This is a genomic window from Pedobacter cryoconitis, assembly GCF_001590605.1.
Classification (GTDB): Bacteria; Bacteroidota; Bacteroidia; order Sphingobacteriales; family Sphingobacteriaceae; genus Pedobacter; species Pedobacter cryoconitis_A.
Genome location: NZ_CP014504.1, coordinates 4,210,142 through 4,225,352, shown reverse-complemented (window position 1 = coordinate 4,225,352; position 15,211 = coordinate 4,210,142). Strand labels below are relative to the sequence as shown.

Annotated in this window: 14 protein-coding genes; 9 read left to right on the top strand and 5 right to left on the bottom strand. The window is 39.6% G+C overall.

The features are described from left to right. Window positions 1-74: 74 nt before the first annotated feature. The 7 genes from AY601_RS17550 to AY601_RS17525 all read left to right on the top strand — a co-directional run bounded on the left by AY601_RS17550 (window position 75) and on the right by AY601_RS17525 (window position 8,574). Entirely contained in the window at window positions 75-2,453 is a 2,379-nt protein-coding gene (locus tag AY601_RS17550) for a ribonucleoside-diphosphate reductase subunit alpha (RefSeq protein ID WP_068403405.1), read from the top strand. Between the two features lie 77 nt (window positions 2,454-2,530). Continuing rightward, on the top strand, window positions 2,531-2,746 hold the full coding sequence (locus AY601_RS25405; RefSeq protein ID WP_084359331.1) for a cysteine-rich CWC family protein: 216 nt from the start codon (window positions 2,531-2,533) through the stop codon (window positions 2,744-2,746). 144 nt (window positions 2,747-2,890) lie between these two features. Next, window positions 2,891-3,766 carry a carbon-nitrogen hydrolase gene (locus AY601_RS17545; RefSeq protein WP_068403403.1) on the top strand — a complete coding sequence of 292 codons (876 nt, stop codon included), beginning with the start codon at window positions 2,891-2,893 and terminating at the stop codon, window positions 3,764-3,766. Beyond that, window positions 3,750-4,805 (top strand): agmatine deiminase family protein, encoded by a 1,056-nt coding sequence (locus AY601_RS17540; protein ID WP_068403400.1) that lies wholly within the window; start codon window positions 3,750-3,752, stop codon window positions 4,803-4,805. The genes AY601_RS17545 and AY601_RS17540 overlap by 17 nt, the downstream gene beginning before the upstream one ends. A gap of 135 nt (window positions 4,806-4,940) precedes the next feature. Further along, the gene (gene fabG / locus AY601_RS17535; RefSeq protein WP_068403398.1) at window positions 4,941-5,684 is read left to right on the top strand and encodes a 3-oxoacyl-[acyl-carrier-protein] reductase; all 744 of its coding nucleotides are present in this window, start codon (window positions 4,941-4,943) and stop codon (window positions 5,682-5,684) included. A gap of 183 nt (window positions 5,685-5,867) precedes the next feature. Next, window positions 5,868-7,949: a hypothetical protein gene (locus AY601_RS17530; RefSeq protein WP_068403396.1), complete on the top strand. Its 2,082-nt coding sequence runs from the start codon at window positions 5,868-5,870 to the stop codon at window positions 7,947-7,949. A 13-nt stretch (window positions 7,950-7,962) separates the two neighbouring features. After that, window positions 7,963-8,574 carry a trimeric intracellular cation channel family protein gene (locus AY601_RS17525; RefSeq protein ID WP_068403394.1) on the top strand — a complete coding sequence of 204 codons (612 nt, stop codon included), beginning with the start codon at window positions 7,963-7,965 and terminating at the stop codon, window positions 8,572-8,574. Between the two features lies 1 nt (window position 8,575). On the opposite strand, the gene AY601_RS17520 is transcribed toward AY601_RS17525, so the two are convergent. The 5 genes from AY601_RS17520 to carA form a co-directional block, all read right to left on the bottom strand. Further along, window positions 8,576-8,875 (bottom strand): FtsB family cell division protein, encoded by a 300-nt coding sequence (locus AY601_RS17520; protein WP_068407670.1) that lies wholly within the window; start codon window positions 8,873-8,875, stop codon window positions 8,576-8,578. A gap of 81 nt (window positions 8,876-8,956) precedes the next feature. Further along, complete coding sequence (gene eno / locus AY601_RS17515) at window positions 8,957-10,249, bottom strand: phosphopyruvate hydratase (RefSeq protein ID WP_068403391.1); 1,293 nt, start codon at window positions 10,247-10,249, stop codon at window positions 8,957-8,959. Window positions 10,250-10,359: 110 nt separating this feature from the next. Beyond that, on the bottom strand, window positions 10,360-11,451 hold the full coding sequence (locus AY601_RS17510) for an ABC transporter permease (RefSeq protein ID WP_068407667.1): 1,092 nt from the start codon (window positions 11,449-11,451) through the stop codon (window positions 10,360-10,362). 12 nt (window positions 11,452-11,463) lie between these two features. Beyond that, a complete protein-coding gene (locus AY601_RS17505) occupies window positions 11,464-12,231 on the bottom strand; it encodes an ABC transporter ATP-binding protein (RefSeq protein ID WP_068403389.1) in 768 nt (255 codons plus the stop codon). 99 nt (window positions 12,232-12,330) lie between these two features. Beyond that, entirely contained in the window at window positions 12,331-13,443 is a 1,113-nt protein-coding gene (gene carA, locus AY601_RS17500) for a glutamine-hydrolyzing carbamoyl-phosphate synthase small subunit (RefSeq protein ID WP_068403387.1), read from the bottom strand. Window positions 13,444-13,703: 260 nt separating this feature from the next. On the opposite strand from carA, the gene panB reads away from it, so the two are divergent. Next, window positions 13,704-14,519, top strand: coding sequence for a 3-methyl-2-oxobutanoate hydroxymethyltransferase (panB, locus tag AY601_RS17495; RefSeq protein WP_068403385.1), 816 nt, complete (start codon window positions 13,704-13,706; stop codon window positions 14,517-14,519). Between the two features lie 2 nt (window positions 14,520-14,521). Next, a complete protein-coding gene (locus AY601_RS17490) occupies window positions 14,522-15,208 on the top strand; it encodes an RluA family pseudouridine synthase (protein ID WP_068403383.1) in 687 nt (228 codons plus the stop codon). Window positions 15,209-15,211 lie beyond the last annotated feature (3 nt).

Sequence of the window (15,211 nt, the reverse complement as noted above, 5' to 3'; positions counted from 1 at the left end):
AAGAATATAAACTGTTGCCTATGTTCGGAATTGCTTTGAACAACGAGAATAAGCAGCATAAAACCTAATAATATATGTTTGTAGAAAAAAGAGATGGTCGCAAAGAAGCGGTGCGGTTTGATAAGATCACTGCCCGGATCGAAAAGTTATGTTACGGCTTTAATGTAGAACTTGTTGATCCTATAGATGTAGCCAAGAAAGTAATTGAAGGATTGTATGATGGTGTTACAACCTCAGAATTAGATAATCTTGCTGCTGAGACTGCTGCCTCTTTAACCACTAAACACCCGGACTATGCTTTATTAGCCTCTAGAATAGCCGTGTCAAATTTACATAAGAATACCATAAAGTCGTTTTCAAAGACGATGGAAATGTTATATCGCTATATAGATCCTAAAACTGAAAAATCAGCATCTTTAATCGCTGAAGACGTTTGGGAAGTTATCCAGGAGCATGCTGATTTATTGGACAGCACAATCATTTATGACCGTGACTTTGGTTTCGATTACTTTGGTTTCAAGACCCTTGAAAAATCGTACCTGTTAAAAATTAATGGTGAAATTGTAGAACGTCCACAGCATTTATTTATGCGTGTTTCTGTAGGGATCCACAAAGGTGATATTGACAGTGTAATTGCTACTTATAACCTGATGAGTGAGCGCTGGTTTACCCATGCGACACCAACCTTGTTTAATGCAGCGACACCTAAACCTCAAATGTCATCTTGCTTCTTATTATCCATGCAGGATGATAGTATCGAAGGAATTTATGATACTTTAAAACAAACTGCTAAAATTTCACAAAGCGCAGGTGGTATCGGGTTGAGTATCCACAACGTAAGAGCTACAGGTTCTTATATCAGCGGAACAAACGGAACCAGTAATGGTATCGTACCGATGTTAAAAGTATTCAATGATACTGCACGTTATGTAGATCAGGGTGGAGGTAAGCGTAAAGGTGCTTTCGCTATCTATTTAGAGCCATGGCATGCTGACGTATTCGCTTTCCTTGATTTGCGTAAAAACCACGGTAAAGAAGAAATGCGTGCACGTGACTTGTTCTATGCACTTTGGGTTTGCGATTTATTTATGCAGCGTGTTGAAGAAAATGGCGAATGGAGCCTTTTCTGTCCACATGAAGCACCAGGTCTTGCAGAATGCTGGGGAGAAGAATTTAACGCGTTGTATACACGTTACGAAAAAGAAGGCCGCGCCCGTAAAACGATCAAAGCACAGGAATTATGGTTCGCTATCCTGGATTCACAAATTGAAACCGGTACACCTTACTTGTTATATAAAGATGCCGCAAACGGTAAATCTAACCAGCAGAACTTAGGAACTATCAAAAGTTCTAACTTGTGTACGGAGATTATTGAGTATACTTCTAAAGACGAAGTTGCGGTATGTAACTTAGCTTCACTGGCTTTACCAAGATATGTAATCAATGGAGAATTTGACCACCAGAAATTATATGATGTAACTTATCAGGCTACTTTAAACCTGAATAAAATCATTGATTATAACTTTTACCCGGTAGAAGAAGCAAGAAACTCTAATATGCGCCACAGACCTATCGGTTTAGGGGTACAGGGGCTTGCAGATGCGTTTATCTTAATGCGTTTACCTTTCGAAAGTGAAGGTGCAAGAGAACTGAACAAAGAAATCTTTGAAACTATTTACTTTGCTGCAATGACCGCTTCGCACGATCTTGCTGTTAAAGACGGAGCTTATGAAACTTTCAAAGGTTCTCCTTTATCACAGGGTAAATTCCAGTTTGATCTTTGGAATGTAACGCCATCAAGTAACCGCTGGGATTGGGAATCGTTGCGTAAACAAGTAGTTAAAGATGGTGTACGTAACTCTTTACTGGTTGCGCCAATGCCTACAGCTTCAACTTCTCAGATTTTAGGGAACAATGAATGTTTTGAACCTTATACTTCAAACATCTATACAAGACGTGTATTGAGCGGCGAATTCATCGTGGTTAACAAACACTTATTGAAAGATTTAGTTGCTTTGGGTTTATGGACACCAGCAATGAAAGACAGAATTATTTTAGCTAACGGTTCTATTCAGGACATCGCTGAAATCCCTGATTATATCAAAGAATTGTATAAAACAGTTTGGGAGATTAAAATGCGCAGTATCATTGATATGGCTGCCGATCGTGGTGCTTATATCTGCCAGTCGCAATCTCTAAACTTGTTTATCAATGCACCTAATACTTCTAAACTGACTTCAATGCACTTCTATGCATGGAAAAAAGGTTTAAAAACAGGAATGTATTATTTGCGTACTCAGGCTGCGTCACAAGCGGTGAAATTCACTGTAGAAAACCAGGCGGGTAAAAATATGGAACCTGTAATTCCGGCACATATTGACCAGGTAGTGGAAGAAATTACTGACGGTCCTGTTTGTTCTATGGAAGAAGGCTGCATCAGCTGCTCAGGATAATCTAAATCTCATAAAATGAAAGGCATAAAGTACGGTAAGTCAAATTACCGTACTTTTGTTGTATAAGACCCTTTTTAATGGCTAAACACGAAATTATACCATGCGAACGTTGCGGTGTGCCAATTGAGTGCAAGGCTAACTCTTACACTAAATGTCAGTGCAGTGTGGTATATCTTGATCTGAATGAAGTACAGTATATCAGTGAACATTATGACAGTTGTCTTTGTGCTAAATGCCTGTTTGAATTACAACAGGAATACAGGGATTCACTAACTTCAAATCCAGCTACTTAAAATATCTTCCTGCCCGGAATGGCCTGGGGAGCCTTTGCCAAAAGGCTTATTTTTAGTGCTTAGTGCTGTCTGAGAATCCCTTTTCAGAATAATGAAGTACAGAATTTTTTTTCTGTTAACTTTGCAGTCACAAAAATTCAAAGAATGGCTAAAGTACAAGTTGGATTGGTGCAGATGACCTGCACCAGTAGCAAACAAGAAAATTTAGATAAAGCAATTGTAAAGATCCGTGAAGTAGCGGCCCAGGGCGCCCAGGTGGTTTGCCTGCAGGAGCTTTTTACCTCCCTATATTTCTGTGATGTTGAAGAGTATGAGAACTTCAAATTAGCAGAAACTATCCCTGGCCCGTCTACCGATGTTTTATCGGCCGTTGCCAAAGAATTAAATGTAGTCATTGTTGCTTCTCTGTTTGAAAAAAGAGCGGAAGGATTATATCATAATACGACTGCTGTTCTGGATGCAGATGGGGCCTATTTAGGTAAATATCGTAAAATGCATATCCCGGATGATCCTGGGTTTTATGAAAAATTCTATTTCACCCCTGGTGATTTAGGTTATAAAGTATTCAAAACCAAATATGCGAAAATTGGTGTCCTGATCTGCTGGGATCAATGGTATCCTGAAGCTGCAAGAATCACTGCACTGATGGGTGCTGATTTCTTAGTTTACCCAACTGCAATAGGATGGGCAACTACACAGGATGAAGAAACGAATAAAGAACAATACAATGCATGGCAGACCATTCAGCGTTCACATGCTATCGCGAATGGTGTACCAGTAGTCAGCATTAACCGTGTTGGTGAAGAAGCTGGTGTATCTTTCTGGGGAGGGTCATTTGTATCCAATCCTTTTGGTTCACTTTTATACCAGGCAACACATGATCAGGAAGAATTGAAAGTAGTAGAGCTTGACTTGTCTAAATCTGACCGTTACAGAACACACTGGCCATTTTTACGTGACAGAAGAATTGATACTTATTCACCAATTACCAAAAGATATATAGATGACGAGTCTATTTGATAATTCTCCGAAGAAAGCCGGATATAGCTTTCCTGCTGAATGGGCTAAACATGAGGCTACCTGGTTAACATGGCCGCATAAAGAGGCTTCATGGCCTGGCAAAATTGATATGATTTACGCACCTTATTGTGAGTTTATCAAAATCGTAGCTCAGGGAGAAAAAGTAAGAATCAATGTCAATGATGAAGCAACTAAAGCTTTCGCGATTTCAAAATTGCAGGAAGAGGGTGCGGATTTAGCGCAGATCGAATTTTATTTCAATCCGAGCAATGATGCCTGGTGCCGCGATCATGGGCCTGCTTTTTTGTTGAACCCAAAAGCGGAGCAGCAAAAAGTAGTGATTGACTGGGGTTATAATGCATGGGGCGGGAAATATCCTCCCTACGAGTTAGATGACGTTATACCTACCCGTATTGCAGATCATTTTAGTTTGCCGGTATTCAACCCGGGTATTGTAATGGAAGGTGGGTCTGTGGAGTTTAACGGTGCAGGAACGATTTTAACTTCCAGAGCTTGTCTGTTAAATCCAAACAGAAATCCACATTTGAACCAGGAACAGATTGAAGAGTATCTGAAAGAATGTTATGGCGCAGAACAGGTTTTGTGGGTTGGAGATGGTATTGTAGGTGATGATACAGATGGCCATATTGATGATATTACCCGCTTTGTGAATGCAAATACGGTATTAACTGTAGTAGAGTCAAATCCATTGGATGAGAATTATATCCTTTTAAAGGAAAATCTGGAAGAGCTGAAAGCGATGCGTCTATTGAATGGTGAGCCTTTAAATATCATCCAGTTACCAATGCCATCACCAGTGATTCATGAAGATACCCGTTTACCAGCTTCTTATGCTAATTTTTACATTGCAAATGCTGCGGTAATTGTACCTACTTTCAGGGATGTAAATGATGAAATTGCATTGGATATTATCAGAGGAGCTTTCCCTGACCGCAAAGTAGTGGGGATTGATTCTACAGATATTATCTGGGGGTTAGGTAGTTTCCATTGCTTAAGCCAGCAGGAACCAGCAGTTTAAAAAGCTTAAATTTTACAAAAAAACAATATACAATTAGATGAACCCGACATAATTAAAATAATTATTAAACCCGCAGGGCAATAATTATTTTAATCATCAAAGGCTCCATCTTACAAAAATCAATATACAACCAAGATGAAACTATTAGAAGGAAAAACAGCATTAATTACTGGTGCTTCAAAAGGAATAGGCCGCAAAATAGCGGAGAAGTTTGCAGAACAGGGTGCGAATGTTGCTTTCACTTATCTGTCTTCAGTAGAAAAAGGAGAAGCTTTAGAGCAGGAATTACAATCTTTCGGTACTAAAATCAAAGGATACCGTTCTGATGCTTCTAAATTTGATGAAGCAGAAAAACTAATTAGTGATATCGTTGCTGAATTTGGTACGCTTGACATCGTTGTGAACAACGCTGGGATTACTAAAGATGGCTTGTTGATGCGCATGAGTGAACAAAACTGGGACGATGTGATCAATGTAAACTTAAAGTCTGTATTTAATGTTACTAAAGCAGCTTCAAAAGTGATGATGAAGGCCCGTAAAGGATCTTTCATTAACCTGAGCTCGGTAGTCGGTGTGCAGGGAAATGCTGGTCAGGCTAATTATGCAGCCTCTAAAGCTGGTATTATTGGTTTCTCTAAATCGGTTGCGAAAGAATTGGGCTCAAGAAATATACGTACTAACGTTGTTGCTCCAGGATTTATCAGGACAGAGATGACTGACATACTGGATCCTAAAGTTGTGCAAGGCTGGGAAGAAGGTATTCCATTGAAACGCGCAGGTGAGCCAGAAGATGTGGCAAATGTTTGCGTATTCCTTGCTTCTGATATGAGTGCATACGTAACCGGGCAGGTATTGTCTGTTTGCGGCGGTATGTTATAAGCGCAGGTTAAGCAATTAAAATTATTTAAAGGGGGTAAAGACTTTTCTGTTACAGGAAGAGGTTTTACCCTTTTTTATTGAGATGAAATTAGGTTAAATGCTGGTAAAACAGGTAGATGAAACTGATTTTTCTAAAGAATTATGCAGCCAGTTTTTAAAAATTCAGCATCTTTAGCCTGACCTATGAACGATACTTTTAATTTCTATAGTTTCCTTGCATTTTCTGGCTGTCTGACAGCCGGTTTATTTTTTGCATGGTTGCTTTATGGAAAGAACCAGAATCTGACCCGTCTGGTGAGGATAGGTTTAGCAATTATCAGGGCCGTGACATTCACCTTGATCCTGTGGCTTTTATTTTCCCCATTGATTAAACAGACAAGTTACACGCTGGAAAAACCAATTGTAATTATTGCACAGGATAACTCAGCATCTATTACTGCTTTTAAACCAGCGGGATTTGATAGTCTGAAATACAGGAAATCTCTTCAGCAGCTTCAGACTGAACTTTCTAAAAAATATGAGGTTAGGACCTATAGTTTTAGTGATCGTGTGGTTAGCGGGCTTGATTTTAGCTATAAGGGTAAACTTACTAACGCTGCACAGTTAATTAATAAACTCAATGATGAACTTCTCAATAAAAATGTTGGCGCAGTAATTATAGCTACTGATGGGATTTTTAACCGGGGGGGGAATCCGGCACAGGAGTTAACTTTATTGAAAGCACCTGTCTATACGATTGCTTTGGGAGATACCATACCTAAGAAAGATATATTGATCAGTTCAGTAAATGTTAATGAACTCGTTTACCTGGATAATGATTTCATGATGGAGGTACAAGTGCAGGCATTCCAATGTGAAGGGATCCCAATTCAGCTGACAGTGCTGGAAGACGGGAAAAAGGTATACGAAAAGAGTATCCAGGTAACTTCGTCTCAATTTTCGAAAAACATTCCGGTTAATTTAAAGGCTTCAAAAATTGGTCAGCACAAATATACCATTGCATTGGCCCCTGTTACCAGTGAAATTTCCATTAAAAATAATGTTTATCAGACTTTAGTTGAGGTGATTGATGCGCGTCAAAAGATATTGATTGCTGCGGCAGGCCCGCATCCGGATCTGGCAGCTTTAAAGCAGGCGATTGGCTTAAATAAACATCATGAGGTTTCGGTGGTCTTGAATGATGCGCTGTTGAAGATTGATCCGAAGGCTTACGGATTGGTTATTCTTTATCAATTGCCGGATAATCAATTTGACGCTGGCAGCTTTCTGGCGAAAATAAAGACAGAGAAAGTTCCGATCTGGTATGTGGTGGGGATGCAAAGTAATCCGGGCAGATTTAATCAGGTGCAGCAGCAGGTTAGCTTTTCTGGAAATGCTACCCCTCAATATCAATATAGTGCTATTGATCAAAACCTTTCTATATTCGATCTGGACCCTGTTTCTCGTCAGGTCATTGAAAATTTTGATCCTTTACAGTCACCGTCTGGTATGTATAAGATTTTAGGAACGCAGCAGGTTGTACTGGATCAGCGGAATGGAAAAGTAAAAACTGATCGTCCGCAATTATTTTTCATGAATGATAACGGTCGTAAGACAGGGTATCTGATTGGAGAAGGTTTATGGAAGTGGAAGCTATCAGAAGCCCGTGAAAATCCACAAACTCCGGTATTCAATGAGCTGATAGGTAAAGTCGTGCAATATCTTTCTGTGAAGGATGACAAGAGAAAATTCAAAATCAGGCCGGTTAAAAATACTTTTGAAGAGAATGATCGTGTATTGTTGAATGCGTCATTATACAATGATAGCTATCAGCCAGTCAATACACCTGATGTTAATTTGTTATTAAAAGATGAAAAAGGCAAGACTTATAATTTTACTTTTTCCAGGTATGAATCCTCTTATCAGCTGGATGCGGGTGTATTGCCTCCGGGGAATTACAGTTATACTGCGAGTACAACATTGGGCAATCAGCACTATCAGGATAAAGGCTCTTTTTTTGTCAATACATTAACTGCCGAATTCCAGCAGACCCTGGCAAATCATCAATTATTGTATCAGTTAGCTAACCAGACCAATGGAAAATTGTATCTTCCAGACCAGCTTTTAAAAATTAAGGATGACTTGCTTCAAAGTAATCAGTTGAAAACGCTGAGTTATGAGGATCGTAAGTATGAGGAACTGATTAACTTTAAAAGTCTGTTTGTGCTGATTATGGCCCTGCTCAGCATAGAATGGTTTGTACGTAAAAGAAATTCGGCGCTGTAATAAAGGTTAATTTATGGAATTCACGACCTCTCAGGTTATAGAAATTTTAGGGACCATCGCTTTTGCGATCTCGGGTTCGTTTTCTGCTATACAGCGGCGCCTTGATCCTTTTGGGGTACTGATTATCGCTTTTGTAACTTCTATTGGTGGTGGTACAGTCAGGGATTTACTTTTGGGCGATACCCCGGTTAAATGGATGAGAGATGTAAATTATTGTTTGCTGATTTTGGTCACTTCATTACTCACCATAGTTTTGAAAAGACATCGGAAGCGTTTTACTGTAACCTTATTTTTGTTTGACTCCATGGGACTGGGTTTATTTACTATCCTTGGGATTCAAAAGGGGATAGCCTTTGGTTTGAGTCCGGGGATTTGTATCGCACTGGGTACAATTACAGGCTGTTTTGGTGGGGTAATCAGAGATACCTTGCTGAATACGATTCCTCTGATCTTTAAAAAAGAGATTTATGCGACTGCCTGTATTCTGGGTGGGATCTTATATTTTACCTTATTGTTCTTTAACCTGAAAGCAGATGTAGCGAAAGTATTGGTGATCGGTTTTATTTTCGCACTCAGGGTGGTGGTCGTTCGTTATAAGCTTTCGCTGCCGAGATTTGGCTATTAGTTTAGTCTTTAGGGGTTGCTTTAATGATCACAAAAACATCTTCATTGTCTTTTTTCATGAAGTATTTTTCTCTTGCAAATTTTTCAGCAGTATTCAGATTGGTATTCAGTTCGTTCAGATCTTTCTTCACCTGAGCAGTTTGCTTTTCGTAGAAATCTTTTTCTTCCTGCAGCTTGTGTACTTCTGCGCGGTACTCATATTGCGAAAGCATATCATTCTTATCAAAGAATAACATCCATACTGCGAATGCCGCGGTAGAGAGAAAGTATTTGTTGCGAAAGATTTCCAGTAATCTGTTCATATAAACAAAGATATAAATTATAAAATAAAAAAGCATAGCCGTTTCCGACTATGCTTTTTCTATTCAAACTGAAAAATCAGCTTATTTTTTCAAGAATTTGAAATCTTTTCCAATGAAACGTGCTGCAGAACCTAATTCTTCTTCAATACGTAATAATTGGTTGTATTTAGCTATCCTGTCAGAACGTGAAGCTGAACCAGTTTTGATCTGACCACAGTTTAAAGCTACTGCTAAATCAGCGATGGTTGTATCTTCAGTTTCTCCTGAACGGTGACTCATGACCGACGTGTAACCACTGTTTTGAGCCAATGATACTGCGTTGATAGTTTCAGTCAAAGTACCGATCTGGTTTACTTTAACTAAGATAGAGTTTGCAATGCTTTTATCGATTCCTTGTTGTAAACGTTTAACGTTAGTTACAAATAAATCATCACCTACTAACTGTACTTTGTTACCGATAGCTAAAGTTAAAGCTTCCCATGCATCCCAGTCATCTTCATCTAAACCATCTTCAATAGAGATAATTGGGTATTTATTAGCCCAATCTACCCAATACTTAACCATTTCGTCAGAAGTTAATTTCTCACCAGATGATTTATGGAAGTTGTAAGTTTTAGTTTTTGAATCGTACATTTCAGATGCAGCTGCATCCATAGCAATCCAGATATCTTTACCAGGAGTGAAACCAGCAGTTTCAATCGCTGTTAAAACAGTTTCAATTGCCTCAACGTTTGAACCGATGTTTGGTGCGAAACCACCTTCATCACCAACATTTGTTGAATAACCTTTTTTCTTTAATACGTCTTTCAGGTGGTGAAATACCTGAGTTCCCATTTGTAATGCTTCAGAGAAACTGCTGGCTCCCAATGGCATAATCATGAATTCCTGGAAGTCGATTTTGTTATCCGCATGTGCACCACCGTTTAAGATGTTCATCATTGGAATTGGTAATGTATTTGCATTTACACCACCGATATAACGGTATAATGGTTGTCTGCTTTCTGCAGCTGCTGCTTTAGCTACTGCTAAAGAAACGCCTAAGATTGCATTAGCTCCTAAATTTCCTTTGTTTTCTGAACCATCAAGGTCAATCATTGCCTTGTCAATCAGATTTTGCTCAAAAACATCGATACCCTGAAGTTCTTTAGCTATTTTCTTGTTCACGTTCTCAACGGCTTTTAATACACCTTTGCCCATGTAAACTTTCTTATCTCCGTCTCTTAGCTCAACAGCCTCGTGTTTACCAGTACTTGCACCAGATGGTACAGCAGCACGGCCCATTTGGCCATTTTCAGTGATTACTTCTACTTCAACAGTAGGGTTACCTCTAGAATCGAGGATTTGCCTTGCATGAACATCAATAATTAAACTCATTTTAGTTGTTTTAAGTGTTTTTATCTCCTTAGTGTAAATAATACAATTACCAGGTGATGATCAAAGTTAAAATAAAATTATAAATTATCAGGATTGATTTCCCTATAATTTTATTCCCACTTGAATACCTTCACCGCTACCGCGTATATTCCTATTCCCCAGATTACCATGATTAAAATCTGTTGTTTCACATCCCATAGTCCGGCGCCTTCAAAAGCAACCTGTCTCATCGCATCATTCAGATAGGTGAGTGGTAAGGCCCTGCTAATTGGTTGCAGCCAGTTTGGGAAGTTCTCTATAGAGAAGAACGTACCAGATAATAAAAATTGTGGTAAGGTAATAATATTTGAGATAGGAGGGATCGTGCTTTCACTTTTTGCGATACCGGATACGACAAAACCGAAGCCCATAAACACAATGACACCAATGGTGGAAAGCAGGAGCATATTAATCACTGTCGTGACCCCGTGGATGAGTGTGAAGTGGAAAAAGAAATGGCCGATCAGGATAATAAACAATGCACCAATTAAGGCGAAACCTATTCTGGCGAGGCCTTCACCAAGGATAATACTCGATCTTTTTACCGGGGTGGCAAAAAAGCGTTTGATCACCAGGGTTTGTCTTAAGCTGAAGAAAACGAAAGCTGTTCCGAAAACACCTGTACTCAGCAAAGAAAAGCCAAGCTGACCCGGAAGGATGAAATCTATGGTACGGTAAGTTCTGCCATGAACAGTACTCTCTTTCAGCTCTGCGACTGATGGCTTCAAATCTTTCGTATTTAAAGTATACATCAGGTTATTCAGGATCGACTTCAGGATATTTCCTTTATCCATCGATGCAGAAGTATATTTTACGTTTGCCAGATAGGCTGGTTGATCCACGATGTTTTTATGGACATCAATTACCCCGGCAACCGTTCCTTTTTCTAACCGCTGCTGAAGCTCAACTTCGCTTTTATCAGTAATTAAATGGATTACAGAAGTATGTTGCAGGGCGATAATCACTGGGTTTTGCATATCCGATCCTGGAGCTATGGCAAGATCTAGTTTAACTCCGCCGCCGCCAAGGAAACCAAATACCAGGATAAAAATCAGTGGAAAGGCAAGGGTGAAAACTACAGCCGAAGGGCTGCGGGTAATAGACCTGAAACTTGCTTTGGCAAGGGCCAGTGTCGCTTTAGTATTGTTATATGATTTGTTCATTTTTGAGCTCATTTAGCCTTCACGCCATTCCTGGCCTGTAAGATTGATAAATACATCTTCGAGGTTAGCTTTTTTAACTTCTTTCTTTCTTTCGAACCCGCTGCTGATTAACTGATCAATCAGGTTATCAGGCGTGTCAAGGGCAATGATTTCTCCATGTTCTACAAAAGCGACACGGTCACACAATTGCTCTGCCTCATCCATATAATGGGTGGTCAGCACAACTGTAGTCCCATTGTTCCTGATATCAATAATAAGGTCCCACAGATTACGGCGTGCCTGGGGGTCAAGTCCCGTTGTTGGCTCATCCAGGAAGATAATCTTCGGGGAATTCAGTAAAGTTGTTGCAATAGAGAAGCGTTGTTTTTGTCCGCCTGAAAGGGCTTTGAATTTTGCTTTGGCTTTATCCTGAAGGTTTACTTTCTCCAGCATCTCCATAGGTTTGATGTTTACTCCATAAAGACCAGCAAAGAGTTCCATGAGTTCCACCAGGTTCAGGTTTGGGTAATAACCTGCGGCCTGTAATTGTACACCAATAATCCTTTTGATTTCATTGGCATCTTTATCTACAGAAAATCCATCTACTGTGATTTCTCCGGAAGTTTTTTCCCGCAGCGTCTCGATAATTTCTAATGTAGTCGTTTTTCCTGCACCATTAGGGCCAAGCAGTCCGAAAATCTCATTTTCATAGACGTCGAAACTAATCCCTTTGACTGCTGTGAAGTCAGCATAGTTTTTTACCAGATTACGGACACTGATAATGGTATTCGTTTTATCCATAAGATAAATGTAACAAGGTTTAATGTAAAAAGGATTGATGTGACTCAATCCTTTTTTAAAATGTCGGTAAAATGATGGTTAGAACCGGTGATTACCAGTCTACCAGCTTATTTCGCCTTTGATCAGCTTCACAAAGTCATCAAACAGATAACGTGAATCATGCGGTCCAGGTGAAGATTCCGGGTGATATTGTACCGAGAATGCTTTTTTGCCTTTCACACGGATTCCTTCGATCGACTGATCATTTAAGTTGATATGGGTAATTTCCACTTTGTCAGAACTTCTTACTTCTTCCGGTATTACACCGAAACCATGATTTTGAGAAGTTACTTCGCAATGGTTTTTAATAATATTTTTTACCGGGTGGTTTAATCCCCTGTGGCCGTTAAACATTTTCATAGTACCAATTCCGTTAGCTTGTGCTAATAACTGGTGACCTAAACAGATACCGAAAAGTGGTTTGTCCGAAGCCAGAATTTGTTTCACAGTTTCAATAGCGTAAGGCATTGCCGATGGATCGCCAGGGCCGTTAGACACGAAGTAAGCATCAGCTCCCCATTTGTCCATTTCTTCAAAAGTCGTTTTTGCAGGGAAAACCTGTACGTATAAATCTCTTTCGTCGAAGTTACGTAATGTGTTTTTCTTGATTCCGAAATCCAGGGTTGCTACTTTATAAGTCGCATCTGGTGAGCCGTAGAAATAAGGTTCTTTAGTAGAAACTTGTGAAGATAATTCAAGTCCGTCCATAGAAGGCACTTGCGCTAATTTAGCTTTCAATTCTTCAATGTCAGTAATTTCAGAAGAGATAATCGCATTCATTGCTCCCTGATCTCTGATTTTCCTTACTAAAGCACGGGTATCGATATCAGAAATCCCAACGATGTTTTCATCCTGGAAATAATCCTGTATAGATTCATTTGCCTCTTTACGGCTATAGCCGATGTTGTAATTCTTGCAAACCAGACCTGCAATCTTAATCGAATCAGATTCGATTTCTTCTTTATGAATTCCATAATTACCAATATGGGCATTCGTAGTGACCATGATTTGTCCGAAATAAGATGGATCAGTGAAAATTTCCTGATAACCCGTCATTCCTGTATTGAAACAAATCTCTCCTGTCGTTGTACCAATCTTTCCGGCAGCTTTACCGTGGTAAACAGTACCGTCAGCCAATAACAGGATAGCAGGTAACTTGGTGTAGTTAGTCATCGTAATTAAAATGAAAAATAAAGTTTAAAAAAGGGATTAATGAATGAAGATTTGCGGTTTTGAGGTCGCTATATTGATTAACAAATGTGCTGTTGTTTAACCCGTTCATTTCGGGATACAAAGATAGCTTTTTCATCTTTTAAATCCATATTTTTTTTATCAGGATTGAATTGTTACGTTAGATATCCCTTATATAATTGGTTTTAGGGTAATTTTCTCAATTGAATAGCCTAATTTTGCTCCCCTAAAAGCATAAATTTATGTCTATACACAAAGAAGTAAAGCGTATTACGACCCACATTCTGCAAGAGATGAAACAGAGTGGTGAAAAGATATCGATGTTAACTGCGTATGATTATTCCATGGCTACGGTTCTGGATGATGCAGGACTTGATGTTTTATTGGTTGGTGATTCAGCTTCAAACGTAATGGCGGGCCATGAAACAACTTTGCCGATTACACTGGACCAGATGATTTATCATGCTCAGGGTGTCGTTAGAGGTGCAACACGCGCTTTTGTCGTAGTGGATCTTCCTTTCGGTTCTTACCAGGGTAATTCAAAAGAGGCTTTGAGCTCTGCGATCAGGATCATGAAAGAATCAGGTGCCCATGGTGTAAAGCTGGAAGGTGGTACTGAAGTGGTAGATTCTATTTCAAGAATTATCACTGCAGGAATTCCTGTAATGGGCCATTTAGGTTTAACTCCACAATCCATCTATAAATTCGGGACGTATACTGTAAGAGCTAAAGGTGAAGAAGAAGCTGAAAAGCTGAAACTTGATGCGCAGGCTTTACAGGATGCTGGCTGTTTTGCAATTGTATTGGAAAAAATACCTGCTGCCCTGGCTAAAGAAGTAGCTGAGAGCCTTCATATTCCGGTTATCGGTATAGGTGCAGGACCACATTGTGATGGACAGGTTTTAGTGGTAAACGATATGATCGGTTTAACTAAAGGCTTTAAACCACGTTTTTTACGTCAGTATATTAATTTATATGACGGAATTTTAGGTGCTGCAAAAGCATATATTAAGGATGTGAAAGCGAATGACTTTCCAAATGAAAAAGAGCAATACTAAAAATGTCGGTAACTGATAAAGATGTACTTTTCGAAGATAATCACCTGATTGCGATTTGTAAACGTGCAGGTGATATTGTTCAGGTCGATGAAACTCGGGATGAGCCATTGGAAGATATGGTGAAAAGGTACATCGCCAAAAAATATAATAAGCCTAACAGTGCATTTTTAGGTGTGGTACATCGTTTGGACCGTCCGGTAAGCGGAGTGATCTTATTTGCAAAAACAAGTAAGGCGCTGGAAAGAATGAATGCCATTTTTAAAAACAGGGAGGTCAAGAAAACTTATTGGGCGGTTGTACGCAATCGTCCGGCAAATATTTCGGGAACGCTGGTCCACTGGCTGGTTAAAAACCCAAAAACAAATGTGGTTACGCCGCATAATACCGAAGTTCCCGGAAGTCAGCGTGCTGAATTAAGTTACAGGCTGCTTGGTGAACTGGGCGGATATTATCTGATTGAGGTTGATCCTTTAACAGGACGCTCCCATCAAATCAGGGTTCAGCTTTCGACTTTAGGCTGCCCGATTGTTGGGGATAATAAATACGGCTACCCCCGTGGCAGCCGTAAAGGAAGTATTTGTTTACACGCCAGAAGATTGCAATTCCTTCACCCGGTTAAAAAAGAACCGGTAAATATCTTTGCCAAACTTCCTGTAGACGGATTTTGGGAGCGTTTTGAGTCTTTTTAAGGA